This window comes from Parahoeflea alexandrii (genome assembly GCF_027214025.1).
Lineage (GTDB): Bacteria > Pseudomonadota > Alphaproteobacteria > Rhizobiales > Rhizobiaceae > Hoeflea > Hoeflea alexandrii_A.
On the sequence record NZ_JAPWHB010000003.1, the window covers coordinates 642,093 to 648,677 of the forward strand.

4 protein-coding genes are annotated in these 6,585 nt (G+C 61.7%); 3 read left to right on the plus strand and 1 reads right to left on the minus strand.

Translation table 11 applies throughout. From position 1 onward, the window contains the following. Positions 1-233: 233 nt before the first annotated feature. The 3 genes from O4H62_RS13595 to O4H62_RS13605 all read left to right on the plus strand — a co-directional run bounded on the left by O4H62_RS13595 (position 234) and on the right by O4H62_RS13605 (position 4,279). Complete coding sequence (locus O4H62_RS13595) at positions 234-980, plus strand: DUF4167 domain-containing protein (protein ID WP_269388618.1); 747 nt, start codon at positions 234-236, stop codon at positions 978-980. A 194-nt stretch (positions 981-1,174) separates the two neighbouring features. Then, positions 1,175-3,796, plus strand: coding sequence for an ATP-dependent chaperone ClpB (clpB, locus tag O4H62_RS13600; protein ID WP_269388537.1), 2,622 nt, complete (start codon positions 1,175-1,177; stop codon positions 3,794-3,796). Between the two features lie 108 nt (positions 3,797-3,904). Next, on the plus strand, positions 3,905-4,279 hold the full coding sequence (locus O4H62_RS13605) for an MmcQ/YjbR family DNA-binding protein (RefSeq protein WP_269388539.1): 375 nt from the start codon (positions 3,905-3,907) through the stop codon (positions 4,277-4,279). 12 nt (positions 4,280-4,291) lie between these two features. Here the strand turns inward: O4H62_RS13605 and O4H62_RS13610 are convergent, their stop codons facing one another. Then, positions 4,292-6,241, minus strand: a complete 1,950-nt coding sequence (locus tag O4H62_RS13610) for a M23 family metallopeptidase (protein ID WP_269388541.1) — start codon at positions 6,239-6,241, stop codon at positions 4,292-4,294. Between the last annotated feature and the right edge of the window lie 344 nt (positions 6,242-6,585).

Below are 6,585 nucleotides of genomic sequence, written 5' to 3' on the forward strand. Positions count from 1 at the left end.
GCGCCGGATAGCAAGTCTTGAAACAGATTCGATCCGATGTGGCTCGGCTCTAGGAACCCGCCAGTTTTGGCCCCCGGTTCGCAGGAAAGCCTCTGGCGCGGGTATCTGAATTTGAACCCATAACGGTGACGGGATCGGTGGACGGTCCTTTGTCGCGGCGCAACCTGCGAGCCAGACATGCTGGCCAAAGCGCCCAACAGATTTTTTCAGGACAACAATCAGGTGACTATCGAATGAGGCCAGGACAGCAAAACAAGCGCGGTCGCGGACGTAGCGGAAGCAACAACAATAGCGGTGGGGGCAATCGCAAAGGCCAGAACCCGCTGTCGCGCTCCTACGACAGCTCCGGTCCCGATGTAAAAATCCGTGGAACCGCCCAGCACGTGGCGGAGAAATACATGAACCTTGCCCGCGATGCGCAAAGTTCCGGCGACCGCGTGATGGCCGAGAACTATCTGCAGCATGCCGAGCACTACAACCGGATCATTCTGACAGCCCAGGCCCAGATGCAAGAGCGCTTCCAGCGCGACGACAATGCGTCCCAGGCCCGCGACTCCCAGTATCAGGATGATGACGACCGCGATAACGATGACGACAATGACGGCAACGTGCAGGAACAGCGCGCCGAGCAGCAGGACCGTTCCGAACGGCAACCGCGCCAGGACCGCGGTGATCGTCCGGACCGCGGCGAGCGCAATGAGCGCCAGGAGCGCAGCGACCGGGGCGAGCGGCAGGAACGCAGGCCGCGTCCGGAGCCGCAGCCGAAGCCGGTCTATGATGCCGATTCACCTCAGCCGGTGATCGAAGGCGTTCCGGCCGAAGTGGCTATCGGGCAGGAAACGCCTGAAGCCGATGGCGCACCACGTCCGGCTCCGCGCCGACGGGGTCGTCCGAAGCGGGTCCGTACCGAAGAAGGTGCGGATGCAGCAGGGTCGGCTGGCGATGCGCCGGCTCCTGTGGAGCCCGCTGCAGCGGAATAGGCTCAGGTCTCAAGAGAATGAACATCAAGCCCCGGTTGCTCGCAACCGGGGCTTTTTTATTGTTCAAAGAGGCCTTTATCACGTAACCGTGAATACCCATATCTGGTTTATCTAATCGGGCTTGCCGCAATCGGGAGCTCATCCGGACCCGCTGTCCCGCGCCAAAAAGGGTGGGACATGCAAAGGAGAAGACCATGAATATTGAGAAATACTCGGAACGCGTTCGCGGATTCATCCAGTCAGCGCAATCCTACGCCCTCGCCGAAGGTCACCAGCAGTTCATGCCCGAGCATCTGCTCAAGGTGCTCATGGATGATGACCAGGGCATGGCCTCGTCGCTGATCGAACGTACCGGCGGCCGCCCGGCAGATGTGCGGCTCGCGAATGAGGCAGCGATTGCGAAATTGCCGAAAGTCACCGGCGGCAACGGCCAGCTTTATCTCTCGCAACCGGTCGCCAAGGTTTTCCAGGCCGCCGAAGACGCCGCCAAGAAGGCCGGCGACAGCTTTGTCACCGTCGAGCGGCTGCTGCTGGCCCTGGTGATCGAGCCATCCGCCGAAACCTCGAAGATCCTGAAGAATGCCGGCGTCACTGCGCAGGCCCTGAACCAGACCATCAATGATATCCGCAAGGGCCGGACCGCCGACAGCGCCGGCGCCGAGCAGGGTTTCGATGCTCTGAAGAAATACGCCCGCGACCTGACCGAAGCTGCCCGGGAAGGCAAGCTTGATCCGGTGATTGGTCGCGACGACGAGATCCGCCGCACGATTCAGGTCCTGTCGCGCCGCACCAAGAACAACCCGGTGCTGATCGGCGAACCGGGCGTCGGCAAGACCGCCATCGCGGAAGGCCTTGCGCTCAGGATCGTCAATGGCGACGTGCCCGAATCACTGAAGGACAAGCAGCTGATGGCGCTCGACATGGGCGCGCTGATTGCCGGGGCGAAGTATCGCGGCGAGTTCGAGGAGCGGCTCAAGGCCGTGCTGTCGGAAATCCAGGCCAACAATGGCGGAATCATCCTGTTCATCGACGAGATGCACACGCTGGTCGGCGCCGGGAAGTCCGATGGCGCCATGGATGCCTCCAACCTGCTGAAGCCGGCTCTGGCGCGCGGTGAGTTGCACTGCGTTGGCGCAACGACGCTTGATGAATATCGCAAGCATGTCGAAAAGGATCCCGCGCTTGCCCGCCGGTTCCAGCCGGTGATGGTGGAAGAACCGACGGTCGAGGACACGGTTTCGATCCTGCGCGGGCTCAAGGAAAAGTACGAACAGCATCACAAGGTGCGGATCAGCGATTCGGCACTGGTTTCGGCTGCCGTGCTCTCCAACCGTTACATCACCGACCGGTTCCTGCCTGACAAGGCTATCGACCTGGTCGATGAGTCAGCGGCGCGGCTGAGGATGCAGGTCGATTCCAAGCCGGAAGAGCTCGATGAGCTCGACCGCCGGATCATGCAGCTCAAGATCGAGCGTGAAGCGCTGAAGAAGGAGACCGACCAGGCGTCGAAGGACCGGCTCGAGCGGCTCGACAAGGAGCTGTCGGACATCGAGGAAAAATCCGGGGCGCTGACGGCGCGCTGGCAGTCGGAAAAGCAGAAGCTGGGCCTTGCGGCCGATATCAAGCTGAAGCTTGAAGCGGCCCGCAACGATCTTGCCATCGCCCAGCGCAATGGCGAGTACCAGCGCGCGGGCGAACTGGCCTATGCCGAAATTCCGGCGCTCGAGCGTCAGCTTGAAGAAGCCGAGACGCAGGGGGAAAGCGATGCTGCGGGCATGGTCGAGGAGACCGTGACGCCGGATCATATCGCCCACATCGTCTCACGCTGGACAGGAATTCCCGTCGACCGGATGCTGGAAGGCGAGCGCGACAAGCTTCTCCGGATGGAAGACGAGATCGGCAAGCGTGTCGTTGGCCAGGGCGAAGCGGTGCAGGCCGTTTCCAAGGCTGTGCGGCGGGCGCGTGCTGGCTTGCAGGATCCGAACCGGCCGATGGGCTCGTTCATCTTCCTCGGCCCCACCGGTGTCGGCAAGACCGAGCTGACCAAGGCCCTGGCCGAGTTCCTGTTCGACGACGAGACCGCGCTGATCCGGATGGACATGTCCGAATACATGGAGAAGCACTCGGTTTCACGTTTGATCGGAGCACCTCCGGGCTATGTCGGTTACGACGAAGGCGGCGCGCTGACGGAAGCGGTGCGGCGCAGGCCCTACCAGGTGATCCTGTTCGATGAAATCGAGAAGGCGCATCCCGATGTCTTCAACGTGCTTTTGCAGGTGCTTGACGACGGTCGCCTTACCGATGGCCAGGGACGCACGGTGGATTTCCGCAACACGCTGATCGTCATGACGTCCAATCTGGGATCGGAGTACCTGGCGGCCCTGACAGACGATCAGGACGCGGATGCGGCTCGCGACGACGTGATGAACGTGGTGCGGTCGTCGTTCCGCCCGGAATTCCTGAACCGGATCGACGAGATCATCCTGTTCCACCGGTTGCGCCGGTCGGAAATGGGGGCGATCGTCGACATCCAGCTCAAGCGTCTTGGCAAGCTGCTGGCCGACCGGAAGATCGAGGTGACGTTGGACGAGGAAGCCCGCGTCTGGCTCGCCGACAAGGGCTACGATCCCGCCTATGGCGCACGCCCGCTCAAGCGGGTGGTGCAGAAATACGTGCAGGATCCGCTGGCCGAGAAGATCCTTCTAGGCGAGGTTGGCGAGGGCGCCCATGTCACCGTCGGCGCAGGCTCCGACCGTCTGGTGTTCACGGTCTCGAAGGACAAGCCGTCCAAGGCAACACAGGGCGAAGCGGCCTGAGCCGCGGCATAACGAGAAAAGAAAAGGCGGGTCTGTGACCCGCCTTTTCGCTGATGCGGCTTCGGGGTCCTGCACCGGCGCCACATCGCGTAGAGGAGCCAGGGGCACTTGGGCGAGAATCCATCCACTTTGCATTGCTTCTGCATGTCCCTGTGCGGGGCGACGCATGTCGTGCAATGGGGTGGATCCGACGTCTACAAGGTCGGCGGCAAGGTATTTGCCATCGTGGTCAGGGATGCGGACGGCCAGATGCGGGTCACCTTCAAGGCCTCGGAGATGAGTTTCGAGATGCTGAAGGCGGTACCCGGAGTACGGCCTGCGCCCTATCTCGCGTCCCGCGGATTGAAATGGCTGCAGTGGCTGGATGAGACGACGCTGGACGGGCAGGCGTTGCGGGATTACGTGCGCCAGTCCCATGCCATGGCGATGGATGGATTGAGCAAGAAAAAGCGGATGGCGCTGCAGTCCCGGCCCACAGCCTGACAGGCGCCGACGTCAGCGGCTGGCGACTTCCTTGTTCGTCATCTCGATGCCGAGCAGTGCATTGATCCGGTCGCGCTCGCGGGCGAACATGGCGTAGGCGTCGCCCTTCAGCGACTTGCCATCGGGAAGCCGGATTCGCATGGCGTCGACCTTGTTGCCGTTGACGATCAGCTCGTAATGCAGATGTGGCCCGGTCGAAAGGCCGGTCGAGCCGACCGTTCCAATCACCTGACCCTGACGAACCCGGGCACCAGGGACGACGCCCTTGGCGATGCTGTTCTGGTGGGAGTAGCTCGACTTGTAGCCGTTGGCGTGGCGGATGATGGTCTGCCGACCGTAGCCGCCGGAATCCCAGCCGGCCTTTTCGACGATGCCGTTGCCGGCGGCGATGATCGGCGTGCCGCGCGGAGCGGACCAGTCCACGCCTGTGTGCATCCGCGAATATTTAAGGATCGGATGACGTCGCATGCCGAAGCCTGAGCGGAACTTGCCGTTCGGCACGGGATTGCGCAGCAGGAATTGCCGGGCGCTTCGGCCTTCCTCGTCGTAATAGTCGATGGAATTGTCTTCGGGATGCTGGAACCGGTAGAGCCGGATGGTGTTGCCGCCGAACCTGGCGTTGACGAAGAGCAGTTCGGAATCCTCGGTCGCGGTGCCGCTGTCATCGGCCACCGAGAAGAAGGCCTCAAGCGTGTCGGACGGGCGCAGTTGCGACTGGAAATCGACATTGCTTGCCAGCATCTTGATGATCTGGCCAACCATGTCGGCGGACATGCCGTAGAGCAGGGCGGAGCGGTAGATCCCGTCGTAGATATTGGGCAGGTCACGCGCGGTCACCACTGGCGTCGTGGTATCGTCGAACGCGGACCGGATCGCAGGCGTCGGCGGCGGTTCATTGCCGATGACGAAGCCGTTGTAATCGGACAGGGCGACGGTGATCATGTGGCTTGCGCGCTGATAGACGCTCATGCGGATGATCCGCGCGCTGTCGCCGGATTGTTCGACGCCGACGCGGATGACCGACTGTGCCGGGATCTTGTCGGTGTTGATCTGCCGCTTGAGCGCAGCAAGCGCTGCCTGGTACTGCTCGGCCGAATAGCCTGAGCCATCGAGAATATCGGACAGCGCGACCGCCTTGCGCACCGGAATAATGTCATCGATATAGTCGACACGCTGCTGGGTCAGGGGCGAATAGGATGCGACCGAGACATTCTCGGCAATGACCCGGGCGTTGAGGCTGGCGCTGAAATCCAGCTCCAGCCGGTTCGATCCAAAACGGCGCGGATCGATATAGTTGAGCGATGCAAACTGCACCGAACCGTCGGTCAGCACTGAGCCGTTGGTCCGCACGGTCTCCTCTGCCTCATCAAGCGACATGGATGCCGCGAAAGGGTGGCCTGGCGCCTCGATCGGGAAATCCATCGTCCGCAAGCTGATTTCCGAATCGACTTCGGCACCGTAGATGACTCCGGTCCGGACGCTTGAGGTGGCCTCCGCATCTCCAGCGGAAAAAATCTTGAGCGGATTGAAACGCGGATAGGTCTTGGCCGTGGCATTGGGATGATTGGCGGCGAGCGCGATCTTGACGTGGGCAAAGGGCTGCCGCCGCACGACGTCGCGGTCGCCGTCGCGCACCATGGTCGAGACTTCCATGATGCTCTTGTCCGCCGGCTTGGCTGTCACCACCGATTGCACAAGGCGCGCGCCCTTTTCGACAATGGCCCGTCCGTCTGCACTAAGATCCGTCGAAGCCAGTGCTTCGGCGGGAATGGCGAGTTGTTCGCGGCCTTCCATGGCGCCAAACAGTGCGACACCCATCAGCAGGCTCGAGGTAATGCCGGTCATGAAGGTGCCCGACAGCCAACGCAGCGAGATCTCGCGCTTGTCAGGCGGCTTGCGGCCGCCAGCCAGCAGCGGCGGTTCATCGCCCAACTGCCGCGCAAGAAAATCGTCGTTTGGCATTATCCCTCCGGTTTTGCAGCTGCGATCGCACTCAGGCGACCAGGCCCGATGCAGATGTGCCCTGAGCATGGCCCTGTGTCAAATCGAAGTCTGATTCCCGGCAGATCAGCGTCCTCTGACGCCACTGCCGGGTACCACCATCGATCCGAACAAACCTTCTAGTTCGAAATCCGGCGGCTGTATGGCGAAAACCGGGTTTTCAACGCACTTTATATATACAAGCGGTTCTGGGCGCTGCCGGATCGGAGCGCGGAGCAGAAAAAAACGAAAAATGACAGATTTACGAAAAAATGCAGTTGACTCTTTTGGTGGGTGCCGCCTATAAACCGCTCACACAACGAGGG